This window comes from Microbacterium sp. M, from assembly GCF_045181065.1.
Taxonomy (GTDB): Bacteria; Actinomycetota; Actinomycetes; order Actinomycetales; family Microbacteriaceae; genus Microbacterium.
The window spans coordinates 576,067-589,955 of the sequence record NZ_CP173721.1 but is presented as its reverse complement, the minus strand read 5'-3'; the positions used below and the strand labels follow the sequence as shown (position 1 = coordinate 589,955).

Sequence of the window (13,889 nt, the reverse complement as noted above, 5' to 3'; positions counted from 1 at the left end):
CCCATGAAGAGATCCAACGTGCTGTACGGAGCCGACTACAACCCCGACCAGTGGCCGGAAGAGGTCTGGGACGAGGACGTCCGCCTGATGCGCGAGGCCGGTGTGAACATCGTGAGCCTCGGCATTTTCGCCTGGTCGCGCATCCAGCCCGCCGAGCATGTGTGGGACTTCGCCTGGCTCGACACGGTGATCGACAAGCTGCACGCCGGGGGCATCAGCGTGAACCTGGCGACGGCCACGGCATCCCCTCCCCCGTGGGTGAGCGCGACGTACCCCGAGACCCTTCCGGTCGATGAGAGCGGCGCGTCCTACTGGCCGGGCAGCCGGCAGCACTTCGCGCCGTCGTCGCCGACGTACCGCCGGCTCGCCGGCGAGCTCGTCCGACGTCTGGCCGAGCGGTACGTGAAGCATCCGGCCGTCGTGATGTGGCACGTCGGCAACGAGTTCGGCTGCCATCTGTGGATGGACTTCTCGGATGCCGCGCGCGACGCCTATCGCGTCTGGCTGGCGAAGCGGTACGGCACGATCGACGCGCTCAACGCCGCGTGGGGCACGAGCTTCTGGTCGCAGACCTACGGCGCCTTCCACGAGATCTTCCCGCCGCGCCTTGCGCCGTACAGCCACAATCCGTCGTCGATGCTGGACTGGCGCCGCTTCACCAGCGACATGCTGCTGGAGTGCTACCTGGCCGAGCGGAAGATCCTGCTCGACGCCGGCGCCACCCAGCCCATCACGACGAACTTCATGGGCCCGTTCAAGCCCGCCGACTACCGTCGCTGGGCTCCGCACATGGACGTCATCGCCGACGACTGCTATCCGGACCCCGCCAACCCGCATCGGATCAGGGATGCCGCGTTCCAGCGCGATCTCATCCGTTCGCTCAAGCCCGGCGTGCCGTGGATGCTGTGGGAGCAGGCGACGGATGCCGTGAACTGGCGTCCCGGGAACCCAGGGAAGCGCCCCGGCGCCCTGATGGCGGAGACCGCCCAGTCGATCGCCCGCGGCGCGGACGGAATCATGTTCTTCCAATGGCGCCAGTCCCGCGCGGGCAGCGAGAAGTTCCACTCCGCGATGCTGCCGCACGCCGGCACGTCCACACGCACGTGGGATGCCGTGACCGAACTGGGCGCGCGTCTCGCGGCCCTGGGCGATCTGCCCGCACCTGGCCGCGACGCCCAGGTCGCCCTCGTCTTCGACTGGGAGAACTGGTGGGCCGTCGAGGAGCGCGACCACCCGACCGAGATCGACTACCTGGCGCTGACGCTGGAGTGGTACGGCGCGTTCCACGAACGAGGCATCCAGGTGGACATCATCGCGCCCGAGGATGCCGGAGCCGGGTACGACCTCGTGATCGCGCCCGTGCTGTATCTGCTGCGCGAAGAAGGAGCGTCGGCGATCGCCCGCTTCGTCGAGGACGGCGGGACGCTCGTCACGGGCCCGTTCACCGACATCGTCGACGAGCACGACCAGTTCCGCTCCGGCGGCTTCCTGACCCTGCTCGGGGATGTGGTGGGACTGCGCTACGAGGACTTCGGCGCCCTCGCGGGCGAATCGACCGGAGGCAGCGGGGTGGGTGCGTTGAGCGCCGACGCCGCTCAGGCCGCTCGTGCCGCTGCAGCCCGCGGCACCGTGTCGTTCTCGTTCGAGGGCGAGACGCATGCCGGTCGCCTCGTGGCCGAGACCGTGCATACCGCCGGGGCGACGGTCCTCGGGACGTTCGAGACCGGACTGCAGGCCGGGTCCCCCGCCATCACACAGCACCGCTTCGGTGCCGGCGAGGCGTGGTACGCGGCCACCCAGCCCTCCGGCGACGCCATCGGTGCGATCGTCGACGCCGTCGTCGCAGCATCCGGTGCCCGGTCCGTCGTCGCAGACCTGCCCGCCGGAGTCGAAGTCGCGCGTCGCGGCGATCTCGTGACCCTCATCAACCACGGCGATGCCCCCGTCGAGGTCGCCATCGACGGAACGGATGCCGAGACCGGCGCCGCCGTCGCGCAGGTGTCGCTCGAGTCGCAGGGCGTCGCTTTCGTGCTGGCGCCCGTCGAGAGCGCCGTCCGGTCGGCTCCGCTCGTCGACGCCGCCACGTTCTGATCCCTCCCCCACACGACAGGAGCCCCCATGCCCACACCCCGCCGCCTTCTCACCGCCACTGCGCTGGCGACCGGCGCCGCCCTCGTCCTCGCCGGCTGCGGCAGCGGCGACTCCGGCGCGTCGGAGGAGTACGACCCCGACGAGAAGGTCTCGATCGATTACGCCTTCTGGGGCAACGACGACCGAGCGACCCGGTACAACGACCTCATCGAGGCGTTCAACGAGGAGCACCCGAACATCACGGTGAACGTGTCGTTCACCGACTTCCCGAGCTTCTGGGAGAAGCGCCAGACCGAGGCCGCCGGCGGCGGGCTCCCCGACGTGTTCCAGTTCTCGGACAGCTACCTGCGCCAGTACGGCGAATCGGGCAATCTGCTCGACCTCGCCGAGGTGTCGGACCACATCGACATGTCGACGTTCGACGATGCGCTGCTCGGCACCGGCTCCCTGGGCGACGTGCAGTACTCGCTGCCGACCGGCTACAGCCTCTGGGCGAACTTCGTCAACGACGATCTGCTGGCCACGGCGGGCGTCGAGGCACCGGAAGAGGGCACGTCGTTCGAGGAGTTCGACGAGTGGATGGCCTCGGTCACGGATGCCACCGGCGGCGCTGTCTACGGCGGCACCGACTACACGCAGCGCATCCAGCTGTTCGAACTGCAGCTGCGCGCGGACGGCGGCAACCTCTTCACCGAAGACGGCGAACTCGGCTTCACCGAGGACGACCTGCGGGAGTTCTGGGAGTCGGGCGACACGATCCGCGACGGCGTCACGGTGCCGCAGCAGACGCTCGAGGAGCTCTCGCCGAAGTCCGGCTTCGGCGCCGGGATGACGGCGAGCGAGATGAGCTGGAGCAACTTCCTGGGCGGCTACCTCGCCGACTCCGGCGCCTCGTCGATCTCGATGATCGCCCCGCCCACCGCGAAGGAGGGCTCGAAGGACCTGTACCGCCAGGCCGGGCTCCAGGTCGCGATCGCGGAGAACACCGAGCACCCCGAAGCCGCGGCGATCTTCCTCGACTTCGTCGTGAACAGCGAAGCCGCCGGCGAGATCTTCGGCACGACGCTCGGATTCCCGGCGTCGTCGTCGAAGCTCGAGGGCACGACCCTCGAGGGCGCCGACAAGCAGGTCGCGGACTACATCGAGGCGTCGGCCGACCGCATCGGCGATGCACCGCCCGTCCCGGTCGTCGGCTTCGGCTCGCTGGAGCAGACGTTCTGGGACCTCGGCAAGTCGATCGGCCTGGGTGCCGTCTCGATCGATGATGCGGTGACCCAGTTCTTCGCCGAAGCCGATGTGATCCTGGGCAGCTGAGGCCAGATCCGACCGCGAGAGGGCAGTGCCGCACGGTGTCGCTGAACGCGACCGCGCGGTGCTGCCCTCTCGGTATCCCACCTGGAAACGCATGACCTCCCTTCTGCACCTCGATGCGACCGGCACCGCCCGCGAGGAGCGGCGCCCTCGTATGGCGAATGCCCTCGACCACCGCGAAGGCCTCGAGCTGACGAGCCGTGCGCTGCTGCGCGACGGGATGCCGTGGCTGCCGGTCTCGGGAGAGATGCACTACAGCCGCGTTCCGCGTGAACGATGGACCGACCGACTGCGGCTCATGCGGGCCGGCGGCATCACGGTCGTCTCGACCTACGTGCTGTGGCTGCACCACGAACCCGTCAGGGGTCGGGCGTCGTTCGAGGGCGACCTCGACCTCGCCGCGTTCCTCGATGCCGCCCGCGCCGAAGATCTGGAGGTCGTGCTGCGCATCGGCCCGTGGGCGCACGGCGAGGCGCGCAACGGCGGCTTCCCTGATTGGGTGCAGCGCGCCGATGTGCGGCACCGCACCGATGACCCGGCCTACCTCGCGCTCGTCGAGGAATGGTTCCGGCAGCTCGGCGCCGCCCTCGGCGGTCGCGCAACGCCCGCCGGGTTGCTCGGCATCCAGCTCGACAACGAGCTCTACGACCAGCCGGAGCACCTGCTGACCCTCAAGCGCCTGGCGCGAGAGGCCGGCATGTCCGCGCCGCTGTGGACGGCGACCGCGTGGGGCGGCGCGCAGCTGCCGGAGGAGGAGGTGCTTCCACTGTGGGGCGGATACGGCGACGGATTCTGGGTGGATCCGGGGCAGCCGTGGGATCCGACCTTCCGCGCGCACTACTTCTTCTCCGACGAGTGGGACGATCCGGGCATCGGCGTCGATGTCCGCGGCACCGAGGCGTCGCAGCGCTCGACGCTGTCGGAGTGGTTCCCGGCCGCGACGTGCGAGCTGGCAGGCGGCATGGCGACCGCGTATCACCGCCGTCCTCGACCCGCAGCCCTTGACGTCGCCGCCATCGCGCACGCCAAACTCGGCAGCGGGTCGGCGTGGCAGGGCTACTACATGTACACCGGCGGGACGAACCCCCGTCCCGGACTCGAGGAGACGCAGGCCACCGGCTATCCGAACGACATGACGCGGATGAGCTACGACTTCCACGCACCGATCGGCGAGGCGGGTCGCACAGCCTCGAGCCACGCCGCGCTGCGCCTGCAGCACGCATTCGCCGCGGCGTTCGGCGACCGGCTGGCCCCGGCCACGGCGCACTTCCCGAGCGTGCGTCCGGCGGGCGTGGAGGATGCCGAGACGCTGCGCTGGGCTGTGCGCGGCGGCTTCGCGTTCCTCGGCTGGCATCAGCCGCACGTGCCGCTGCCGACCTTCGCCGACGCCCGGTTCGAGGTGGTCCTGGATGATCGGACCGTCGTCTTCCCGAGTGCTCCGGTGGACATTCCCGCAGGGACCCTCGCCCGCTGGCCGCTGGCTCTGGACGTCGCCGGGACCGAAGTCGCGTGGGCCACGGCATCCGCTCTGACCGTGCTCGCGGGCGAGGTGCCGACGCTGGTGCTGATCGAGGATGCCGGGATCCCCGTCGAGATCGCGCACGACGGCGTCGTCCAGGATGTGCTGCCCGGCGATCCGGCGCTGCGCGTCGGCGGCATCGACGTGCTCGTGCTGCCTGCGGCCGATGCCGCGCGCGCCTGGGTCGTCGAATCCGGCGCGCGTCGGCTGCTGGTGTCGGATGACGAACTCACCTGGGATGCCGCGGGGCACCTGTCCGTGCGGACCTCGCGTCCGCGGCCGGAGGTCCGCGAATACGTCGACGGTGCGTGGCACGACCTGTCGTGGCGGCACGTCTCCGGGTCGGCGAGCGAGATGTCGGTGCCGGTGCGGGCGGTGCGGCATCCGTCGACGCCGACGCCGACGCCGACGGGAGACTACGGATCGCGCGCCGGCCGGCAGGCCGCCCCGTCGGATGCCGAGTTCGATGCGCATGCGGCCGTGCACGCGATCGAAATACCTGCTGCGATCGACGACGATGCCGTCCTGCTCGTGCACTGGGCCGGCGACGTCGCCCAGGTGCGCGTGGACGGCCGGACGGCGACCGACCGGTTCTGGGACGGCTCCGATCTCGTCGTGAATCTGCATGACGCGGGCGTGCGCGTGGGTTCGGTCGTCGAGCTGCACGTGCTGCCGCTGCGCCGCGACACCGGCGTGCATCTGCCTGCCGATGCCGCTGGTCGGCTCGCCGCGGCATCCGAGGTCCTGTGCGGGGTCGATTCCGTCGAGCTCTCGCAGCGCGCACTGTGGGGCGAGATCCGCGACTGAGGATCCCCGAGCGCCCGGCAAGGGCTCCCGGCCACCTCGAAAGGGCAGTCGCGCATAGTGCGGCGCGCGAGCACTGTGCAGAACTGCCCTCTCGGCGAGCCGCGCCAGCACAGGCGACCGCGCGCGAAGTACGGCACTGGCCGCGCTCACGGCGTCAGCGCGGTGCGTGACTCTCGCGCTCGACGAGCGTCGTCCCGATCACGGCGCCGTCGGCCGCGCCGCCCTCGATGTCCGCCGCCAGAGCCTCCACGGCGCGCTGCGCGAGCGCGGCGAAGTCCTGCCGGATGGTCGTGAGCGGGGGGCGGTAGTTCGCGGCATCCGGAACGTCGTCGAAACCGATCACGGCGACGTCCTCCGGAACTCGGCGGCCGGCGTCCGCGAGCGCCCGCAGCAGACCCAGCGCCATCTGGTCGTTCGCGCAGAAGACCGCGGATGCCGCGGCGAACGCCCCCGCGGCCGCATATCCCGAGTCGGCCGACCAGTCGCCTCGAACGGCTGGTGGCGGCTCGATCCCCGCCTCGACCAGCGTCTCGCGCCAGCCGCGTTCGCGCTCGGCGGCGGCGAACGAATCGGCAGGACCTGCGAGATGGTGAACAGGAGTGTGCCCGAGCTCGAGCAGTCTCGTGGTCGCGAGCGCCGCTCCCCCGGCATGGTCGCTGTGCACGGCACGGAGGCCTGCGCCGTCCGCAGCATCCACCACGACGAGTCGCAGACCGGCAGGTCGATCGGATGCCGGCACCAGCGCGGATGCCTCGTTGAGCACGATCGCGCCGTCAGCACCCTGGTCCTCCAGCCGGTGGAAGGCGCGGCTCACACCGTCGGCGCCCGCGGCGGTGACGACCGTGAGGGCATAGCCGCGCTCTTCGGCCGCCTCGGCGGTGGCCTGCAGCATCCGGGAGTTTCCGACGGTGGCGAGGGTCGTCACGACGAGGCCGATCGTCTGCGAGCGTCCGGTGCGGAGTGCGCGAGCGGCCGGATGCGGGCGGTAGCCGAGTTCGGCCATCGCGTGCTCGACGCGCGAGCGGGTCGCAGGGTCGACGCGCGGGCTGTCGTTCACGACGCGGGACACCGTCTGACCGGAGACACCGGCGAGCGCCGCGACCTGCGCCATCGAGACGCGACCGGACGGCGCGCGGCGCCGACCCGGCGGGGTGTCGTCATCCGTCATCGGCATCCTCCGTTCCTTCGTGTTGACGTTACCATCCGCAAGGCGGTACCGTGTTTACGTGAACATGCAATCTGCGGAGCTGCGAACCGCCGAGCTCGCCGCCGGCGTCGTCAAGCGGGCCACGACCCTCGCCGACGGCCGCGAGCTCATCTACTTCGACGACCCCGAGACGACTCTCGGCGCCGAGCGCTCGGTCGACGCCCGCGCCCTCGACCCCCGCCCGGAAACCGCGTCCATGCGTCTGGACATCCTGACCGGCGACTGGATCACGGTCGCCGCGAACCGGCAGAACCGCGTGATGATGCCGTCCGCCGATGCCGACCCGCTCGCACCCCAGACGCCGACGAATCCGTCCGAGATCCCCTCGCGCTACGACGTCGCGGTGTTCGAGAACCGCTCGCCCGCGTTCGGCCCCGCCCTGCCGGATGGGTTCGGCGGCGTGCCGGTGGCTTCCAATCCTCCGCGGGGGCTCGACGACCTCGCCGCCCTCGGCCTCGAGCGCGCCCGCACGTCCGTCGGCCGCTGCGAGGTCGTCTGCTTCAGCCCGGAGCACTCCGGATCCTTCGGCACGCAGACCGTCACCCGCGCACGCACGGTCATCGAGGCGTGGGCGGATCGCACGGCCGCCCTGTCGCAGATCCCCGGGATCGAGCAGGTCTTCCCGTTCGAGAACCGCGGCGAGGCGATCGGCGTGACCCTGCCGCATCCGCACGGCCAGATCTACGCGTATCCGTACGTCACGCCGCGCACCACGCGGGTGCTGGACAGCATCGACCGCACCGCCCCCGATCTGTTCGCTCGGATCCTGGAATCCGAGCAGAACTCCGACCGGGTCGTGCTCCAGGGCGAGCACTGGACCGCGTTCGTGCCGTTCGCCGCACGCTGGCCGCTCGAAGTGCATCTCATGCCGCACCGGCACGTGGCCGACTTCGCCGGGACGACGGATGCCGAGCGCGACGAGCTCGCCCCGCTGTACCTGCGGCTGCTCCGCGGCGTCGATGCGCTCTACGAGACGCCCACCCCGTACATCGCCGCGTGGCATCAGGCCCCGGTGCACGTCGGACGCGAGAGCGTGCGTCTGCACCTGCAGCTCACCAGCCCGCGCCGCGCGGCCGACAAACTGAAGTTCCTCGCCGGCAGCGAATCCGCCATGTGGGCGTGGACCGCCGAGATCCCGCCCGAGAAGTCGGCCGAGCGTCTGCGCGAGGCCATCGCCTCCGTCGCCGAGCCGACGTCCTGACATCCCTGCTGTCACACGCAGCGACGCACACACCCGAGGACCCCATGACCACTGAATCCACCGCACACGAGCTCTTCACCTCGATGACCGGTCACGAGCCCGACGGCGTCTGGTCGGCACCGGGCCGCGTCAACCTCATCGGCGAGCACACCGATTACAACGAGGGCTTCGTCCTGCCGTTCGCGATCCCTCACCGCACGGTCGCGGCGGTCGGAGTGAGAGACGACGACCGCGGCCGTGTGCGCGTCGCCTCGACCTTCGCGGACGAGCCGGTCGAGGTCGCCCTCGACGAACTCGGCACGCTGTTCCCGACTCCCACAGGGTCCGAGCCCGCCGTCCCGGAGTGGGCCGCGTACCCGCTCGGGGTCGCCTGGGCGATGCAGGATGCCGGCATCACCGGCACCGGGGTCGACATCGCGATCGCGTCCGATGTGCCCATCGGTGCCGGTCTCTCGTCGTCCGCCGCGATCGAGGGTGCCGCGGCATCCGCCCTGAACGACCTGTGGTCGGCCGGGCTCGACAGGACCGCACTCGCCCGGATCGGCCGCCGCGCCGAGAACGAGGCCGTGGGCGCTCCGACCGGGATCATGGACCAGATGGCGACCATGATCGGCGGCGTCGACACCGCGATCTTCCTGGACTGCCGCTCGCTCGAGGCGCAACAGGTGCCGCTCGCCGTCGCCGACTCCGGGCTCGCGATCCTCGTGATCGACACGCGCGTCAAGCACGCGCACTCGACCGGCGGCTACCGCGATCGCCGTGAGGCGTGCGAGCGCGGTGCCGCGGCCATGGGCGTGCCGTCGTTGCGCGATGTGTCCATCGATGACCTGCCGCGCGCCGCCGAGCTCATGGACGACGTCACATTCCGCCGCGTGCGCCACATCGTGACCGAGAACCAGCGCGTGCTCGACACCGTCGCCGTGCTGCGGGCCGAGGGCCCCCGCGCGATCGGCGACCTGCTCGTCGCCTCGCACGTGTCGATGCGCGACGACTTCGAGATCTCGGTGCCCGAGCTCGACACCGCCGTCGAGGCGGCACTGGCCGCCGGGGCCATCGGCGCCCGCATGACCGGCGGCGGCTTCGGCGGTGCGGCGATCGCGCTGATCGAAGCGGATGCCGTCGACACCGTGTCGGCGGCCGTGAACGCGGCGTTCGCCGCTGCCGGATTCGCTGAGCCGACCCTGTTCACCGTGACCCCGTCCGACGGCGCCCGCCGCGACGCGTGAGCGGGAACCCCCACCGCGAACCCTGACAGAATGTACGAGGCGCGCTCGCGCCACGGAAGGAGCACCATGAGTTGGATCGTCACCGGCGGCGCAGGCTACATCGGATCGCACGTCGTCCGCGCCCTTGCGGATGCCGGGCTCCAGCCGGTCATCCTCGATGACCTCTCCAGTGGTGTCGCCTCCTTCGTGCCGGAGGGCGTTCCGTTCGTGCAGGGTTCGATCCTCGACCGCGCGCTGGTCGAGCAGGCGCTGCGCGACCACGACGCCGAGGGCGTCATCCACGTCGCCGGTTACAAGTACGCCGGCGTCTCGGTCCAGCGGCCGCTGCACACCTACGCCCAGAACGTCGAGGGCACCCGCATCGTGCTCGAGGCGATGGCGGCCGCCGGCGTCGCGAACATCGTGTTCTCCTCCTCCGCCGCGGTCTACGGCACCCCCGATGTGGCGCTCGTCACCGAGGACACCGCCAAGGCACCGGCCAGCCCGTACGGCGAGTCCAAGCTCATCGGCGAATGGCTGCTGCGCGACGAGGCGACGGCGACCGCGGCATCCGACACGCCCCTGCGTCACACGTCGTTGCGCTACTTCAACGTCGTCGGATCCGCCGACCCGACGGTCTACGATGTCAGCCCGCACAACCTCTTCCCCATCGTGTTCGAGGCGCTCATCGCCGGCACGACGCCCAAGATCTTCGGTGACGACTACGCCACACCCGACGGCACCAACGTCCGCGACTACGTGCACGTCGGAGACATCGCCGCCGCGCACGTCGCCGCCGCGCAGCGCCTGTCCGGCGGCGAGTCGATCGAGCCCGCGTACAACCTCGGCTCCGGCGACGGGCTGAGCGTCAAGCAGATCATGGATGCCGTGGCCCGCGTCACCGGCATCGACTTCACCCCCGAGATCGGACCGCGCCGCGCAGGCGACCCCGACCGCATCGTCGCCGCCGGCGACCTCGCGACCCGCGACCTGGACTGGAAGATGCGCTACACGGTCGACGAGATGGTGCGCACCGGCTGGGAAGCCCGCCGCAACGCCGGCTGACCCGCCGCCCCGCATCCGCGGGGCGATCGGACCTCAGGGGACGGGAAGGGCCGCGGCCGGGGCGAGATCCTGCGTGCGGATCGGATAGAGCCAGAAGCACACCCACGCCAGCGCCGTGAACACCAGCGGGACGACCGCGAGCATGATCCGGATGCCGCCGTCGACGCCCCCTGGTTGCGCATCGCCGAGCGATGCATCGAACCCGCTGGCGTTCAGCACCCAGGCGGCGACGATCGCCTGCAGCACGACCGAGCCTCGGACGACGAACCCGTTCACGCCGAAGTAGACGCCTTCGCGCCGCTGACCGGTGTGCTCGGCATCCGCGTCGATGATCTGCGACAGCACCACCTCCAGCAGCTGCAGCAGCCCGCCGACGCCCACGCCGACGGCGACGCCGACCAGCGCAGCGCCGAGAACCGTGGCGGGCAGCAGATAGGCGAGCACGGCGAGGCCGAAGACGGCGACCGCCCAGAGCAGAGCTGTGCGCGGAGTCGTGCGCCGGACGACGGCGCTCCACAGCACGATCGCGGGGATCGCCGTGACGAAGATCGCCCCGAGGAGGATGCTGCCTTCGCCCTCGGCCGCGTGCAGCGAGTAGCGCACGTAGAACGGGATCGCGGCGAGGATCACCGCGATCGCGGTCTGCACGAACAGCGACCCCAGCACGTACGGCACGAAGGCGCGATTGCCGAACGTGTAGCGCAGCTGATCGCGCCAGGTCATCGAGGCCTCGGCATCCGGCGCTTCGCCCCGGCGCTCGATCATGCCGCCCGCGAACGACCAGATCAGCATGACCAGGCATACCGCCCCGAGCGCGATGGCCATCCCCGGCCACCCGATCGCGTCGTACAGCAGCGGTGCTCCAGCGGTGCCGAGCACCATCCCGACGATCGCGAAGATCTGTCGCGGAACGTTGCCTCTGGCGCGCTCCGCCGTCGTGCGGAAGATCTCGGGGAACAGCGCCGAGATGTTCAGCACGACCACGACGAACGCGATGTCGTACACCGCGGCCACGATGAGGAACCACACGATCAGACCTGCTGCGGGCAGGGACGGCGGCATCCAGACCAGGGCGAACGCCACCACCAGCGGCACGATCCCCAGACCGATCCACGGAACCCTGCGCCCCCACGGGGTGCGCATCCGGTCCGACGCGGCGCCCACCAGAGGATTCAGCAGGGCGTTGAGGATGCCGTGGGCGATCATCGCCCCGGCGACCCACTCCGCGGGCACGCCGAGGTGCGCGACGTAGAAGTAGACGACGAAGGCCGAGAACGTCTGCGCCATCAGCTGCGTCGGGAATCCGGACGCACCGAAGGCGATGGTCTGCGCCCTGCCAGGAGCATCGGAGAGTCTGCGGTCTCGCAGGCGGGTAACCAGACTCATCGTTCGCTCCCTCGTCAGCGGGCTCAGCCGCGCTGCAGGTCTCTCAGCGCGCGCCAGCCGACGCGCACGAGTCGTTCTTCCGCGATCGTAGCGGCCACCAGCGGATCCGTGAGCAGTCGTCGCTCGAATCCGCGCTTGGCTGCGCTGAAGTCGACGGCCGCACGCAACTCGTCGCCGTCGACCATCGGATGCAGGAAGATCTCGGTGACGCCGGCCGGCACGGCGCGCAGCAGCTCGATGAAGCCGTCGCGCGTCTGCTCGTACGTCTCCTCCTCGTCCGTTCCCTCGTTCGCCAGCGGGAACGGATGCGTCCAGGTGCGGTCAGGGATGACCACGCCCAGGGCATCCGCGCCGGCAGCCGCGCGAGTCGCGGCATCCTGGAACTCGGGGGCGAACTCGGTGCCGTCGACGAAGCGCGGCAGGCGGAACGGCAGACCGTGCTCGGCCGCCAGCCCCAGGGCCTCGCCGAGGAAGTCGCGGCCGGTGGCCAGCCCGTAGACGGATCCCATGTGGTTGTCGAGGTGGGTGACGTCGACTCCGGCATCCCGTGCGGCCCGCAGCTGTGCGGCGAGTTCGGCCGCGACGTCTCCGGCATCCGCCTGCTCTTCGACCGAGCGCACCAGCGCCGGGAAGAAGCCCGCCTCGTCGACGAGCGACGTCGCGGTGCCGGTCAGCGGCCGCCACCGGTAATCGGTCCACTCGCTCGTGAGCACGAGATGCACGCCGACGTCGAGATCGGTGCGATCCGCTGCGAAGGCGAGTGCTCCGGGCGCCCACGCGCACGGCACCATGATGGTCGCGGAGTCGAGATGGCCCGAGTCGAGCAGTTCGGTGATCGCGGTGTTGGCCGCGTGGCACATCCCGAAGTCGTCGGCGTTGATGATGATCGCGCGCGTCTCGGGCGCGAACCCGAGTCGTGCGATCAGGTCGGAGGAGGGCAGCTTCATCGCTGGGTCCGCTCTGTCGGGGTGAGGATGCCGGAGAAGATCGCGTCCCGGAGCACTGTCGTGGCTTCGCCGACGGCACCGACCAGCGTCGCCTCGCGTCCGAACGACGACACCAGGATGGTGAGCGGCAGGAGGTGCCCGACTTCATCCGCCGCTTGCCGCACGGCATCGGCGAATGCGGGATGCGCCGCATCCCCGGCGAGGATGTACGCGGCGGGGTCGAGCACGAGTGTGATGCTCCCGGCGACGAGGATCACGCGGCGAGCGAGCTCGGCCATCATCTCGACAGCCGCCCCGTCTCCTTCCAGCGCCGCGTCGAGGTGCACGCGCAGCGGTTCGCCGGGGTCGCGCCCATTGGTCAGCGCGAGATCGGCGACGACGACCTCGCTCAGCACGGGGGCGCCCATCGGCAGCGACGGCTGCGGCAGGTACATGACCTCGCCGGCGATTCCGGACGCACCGCGGTGCAGGGCGCCGTCGATCACGATTCCCGCGCCGAGACCGTCATCGATCGTCAGCAGCGCGAAGCTCTCGATTCCGGTCGCCACGGTGCCGGACAACTCGGCGAGCGCGGCGAGATTGACGTCGTTCTCGATGCGGACATCGCACCCCAACCGCGTCGCCAGAGCCGACCGGAAGGCCCCGCCGTCCGGTCCGTGATCATCGCGGATGGCACCGTCACGGCTGACGATGCCCGGCGTGCCGACGACCACCACGCGCAGCGGCCCCGCCACGGGAGTCAGCACGCCGGTCAGCAGTTCGGTCATCGCGTCGACGCGCTCCACGAGGTCGCCGGCCGGTGGAAACCGGCCGCTCTCCTCGGCCATGACGCGTCCTGTCGGATCCAGGATCGCCACGCTGGCCGAGTGATGGTCGATGTGCACGGCGGCGGCGCACCCGAGGGCGGGGTTCAGCGCGACCCGGGCCGCCGCGGGACCGCGAGTCGCCCGGTCCTCCCCAGCGGATGCCACAGCTTCCCCGTTCTCCAGCATCCGTAGGACCTGAGTGACTGCAGTCCGCGACAGCCCGGTCTCGCCCATCAACTCCGCACGGGTCAGGGGGCCGCGCCGTGCCAGTGCCTCCAGGATCGCTCTCGCGTTCAGGCTTCGCAGCAGGGTCTGCGGGCCGGCTGGAGGTCGTGTCACGTGGC

At 70.7% G+C, this 13,889-nt stretch carries 10 protein-coding genes; 6 read left to right on the top strand and 4 right to left on the bottom strand.

Annotation, left to right across the window (positions count from 1 at the left end; translation table 11 throughout):
• The first annotated feature begins 3 nt into the window (after positions 1-3).
• The 3 genes from ACI7YT_RS02715 to ACI7YT_RS02705 all read left to right on the top strand — a co-directional run bounded on the left by ACI7YT_RS02715 (position 4) and on the right by ACI7YT_RS02705 (position 5,728).
• Positions 4-2,091: a beta-galactosidase gene (locus ACI7YT_RS02715; RefSeq protein WP_406248924.1), complete on the top strand. Its 2,088-nt coding sequence runs from the start codon at positions 4-6 to the stop codon at positions 2,089-2,091.
• Positions 2,092-2,118: 27 nt separating this feature from the next.
• Positions 2,119-3,405, top strand: coding sequence for an ABC transporter substrate-binding protein (locus ACI7YT_RS02710; RefSeq protein WP_406248922.1), 1,287 nt, complete (start codon positions 2,119-2,121; stop codon positions 3,403-3,405).
• A gap of 91 nt (positions 3,406-3,496) precedes the next feature.
• Entirely contained in the window at positions 3,497-5,728 is a 2,232-nt protein-coding gene (locus ACI7YT_RS02705) for a beta-galactosidase (RefSeq protein WP_406248921.1), read from the top strand.
• 154 nt (positions 5,729-5,882) lie between these two features.
• Here the strand turns inward: ACI7YT_RS02705 and ACI7YT_RS02700 are convergent, their stop codons facing one another.
• A complete protein-coding gene (locus ACI7YT_RS02700) occupies positions 5,883-6,896 on the bottom strand; it encodes a LacI family DNA-binding transcriptional regulator (RefSeq protein WP_406248919.1) in 1,014 nt (337 codons plus the stop codon).
• 64 nt (positions 6,897-6,960) lie between these two features.
• On the opposite strand from ACI7YT_RS02700, the gene galT reads away from it, so the two are divergent.
• From galT to galE, 3 genes are all read left to right on the top strand, one after another.
• Positions 6,961-8,136, top strand: a complete 1,176-nt coding sequence (galT, locus tag ACI7YT_RS02695; RefSeq protein WP_406250477.1) for a galactose-1-phosphate uridylyltransferase — start codon at positions 6,961-6,963, stop codon at positions 8,134-8,136.
• 44 nt (positions 8,137-8,180) lie between these two features.
• The gene (gene galK, locus ACI7YT_RS02690; protein WP_406248918.1) at positions 8,181-9,362 is read left to right on the top strand and encodes a galactokinase; all 1,182 of its coding nucleotides are present in this window, start codon (positions 8,181-8,183) and stop codon (positions 9,360-9,362) included.
• Positions 9,363-9,428: 66 nt separating this feature from the next.
• Positions 9,429-10,406 carry a UDP-glucose 4-epimerase GalE gene (gene galE / locus ACI7YT_RS02685; protein ID WP_406248916.1) on the top strand — a complete coding sequence of 326 codons (978 nt, stop codon included), beginning with the start codon at positions 9,429-9,431 and terminating at the stop codon, positions 10,404-10,406.
• Between the two features lie 33 nt (positions 10,407-10,439).
• Here galE and ACI7YT_RS02680 read toward each other — a convergent pair whose 3' ends face one another.
• From ACI7YT_RS02680 to ACI7YT_RS02670, 3 genes are read right to left on the bottom strand one after another with little or no spacing between them, the layout of a single operon-like run.
• Positions 10,440-11,792 (bottom strand): MFS transporter, encoded by a 1,353-nt coding sequence (locus tag ACI7YT_RS02680; protein WP_406248915.1) that lies wholly within the window; start codon positions 11,790-11,792, stop codon positions 10,440-10,442.
• 23 nt (positions 11,793-11,815) lie between these two features.
• Entirely contained in the window at positions 11,816-12,739 is a 924-nt protein-coding gene (locus ACI7YT_RS02675) for a polysaccharide deacetylase family protein (RefSeq protein WP_406248913.1), read from the bottom strand.
• Positions 12,736-13,884 (bottom strand): ROK family transcriptional regulator, encoded by a 1,149-nt coding sequence (locus tag ACI7YT_RS02670; RefSeq protein ID WP_406248911.1) that lies wholly within the window; start codon positions 13,882-13,884, stop codon positions 12,736-12,738. The genes ACI7YT_RS02675 and ACI7YT_RS02670 overlap by 4 nt, the downstream gene beginning before the upstream one ends.
• Positions 13,885-13,889: the final 5 nt, after the last annotated feature.

Bases quoted from the DNA above. Each gene is read 5' to 3' on its own strand.
- ACI7YT_RS02715 (WP_406248924.1), top strand. From the start codon at position 4: ATGAAGAGATCCAACGTGCTGTACGGAGCCGACTACAACCCCGACCAG.
- ACI7YT_RS02710 (WP_406248922.1), top strand. From the start codon at position 2,119: ATGCCCACACCCCGCCGCCTTCTCACCGCCACTGCGCTGGCGACCGGC.
- ACI7YT_RS02705 (WP_406248921.1), top strand. From the start codon at position 3,497: ATGACCTCCCTTCTGCACCTCGATGCGACCGGCACCGCCCGCGAGGAG.
- ACI7YT_RS02700 (WP_406248919.1), bottom strand. From the start codon at position 6,896: ATGACGGATGACGACACCCCGCCGGGTCGGCGCCGCGCGCCGTCCGGT.
- galT (WP_406250477.1), top strand. From the start codon at position 6,961: ATGCAATCTGCGGAGCTGCGAACCGCCGAGCTCGCCGCCGGCGTCGTC.
- galK (WP_406248918.1), top strand. From the start codon at position 8,181: ATGACCACTGAATCCACCGCACACGAGCTCTTCACCTCGATGACCGGT.
- galE (WP_406248916.1), top strand. From the start codon at position 9,429: ATGAGTTGGATCGTCACCGGCGGCGCAGGCTACATCGGATCGCACGTC.
- ACI7YT_RS02680 (WP_406248915.1), bottom strand. From the start codon at position 11,792: ATGAGTCTGGTTACCCGCCTGCGAGACCGCAGACTCTCCGATGCTCCT.
- ACI7YT_RS02675 (WP_406248913.1), bottom strand. From the start codon at position 12,739: ATGAAGCTGCCCTCCTCCGACCTGATCGCACGACTCGGGTTCGCGCCC.